2 pseudogenes are annotated in these 576 nt (G+C 64.2%); both read left to right on the forward strand.

Features of this window, described 5'->3' with window-relative positions:
- Positions 1-362, forward strand: a pseudogene (locus HMPREF9056_RS14740) (IS1634 family transposase); the annotation flags it as partial.
- 5 nt (positions 363-367) lie between these two features.
- Positions 368-576 (forward strand): annotated as a pseudogene (locus HMPREF9056_RS10270) (transposase); the annotation flags it as partial.

The following is a 576-nucleotide window of genomic DNA, read 5'->3' on the forward strand; positions in this document are numbered from 1 at the left end:
ACGTCACCAACATCCCGTCCCGCCTGATGGACGCCGCCGAGGTCGTTTCCTCCTACCACGAGCTGTGGCATGTGGAGGACTCTTTCCGTATGAGCAAGCACGACCTGCGAGCCCGCCCCGTCTTCCACCACACCCGCGATGCCACCTGGGCCCACCTGACGATGGTGATGGCCTCCCTGGCCGTAGCCCGCTACCTCCAGGACACCACCGGGATGAGCATCGCCAGGATCGTACGCGAGCTGCACGGCCTGCAGGAGGTCGTCATCAACATCAACGGCCACTACATCAACGCCGTCCCACAACTAACCCCCAAGGCCAAGGAAATCCTCACCACCCTGAGCACCCCACCCCCGGCACACTAAGCGTCATGAGTCAGGTCACCGCCTACACGCCCCTGATCGCCCGGGCTTTGGAAGTCAGTGTGCCGACTGTGGAGGACCTGGATCCCACCGTGCAGCTGATCGTCGACGGCACCCTGCTGGAGTGCTGGTCCTGGGCCGACCACCCCGAGCTGTACTCCGGCAAGCACAGGACCACCGGAGTGAACGTCCAGGTCGCCTGCACCCTGTCAGGAAC

Source organism: Actinomyces sp. oral taxon 170 str. F0386 (assembly GCF_000195595.1).
Classification (GTDB): Bacteria; Actinomycetota; Actinomycetes; order Actinomycetales; family Actinomycetaceae; genus Actinomyces.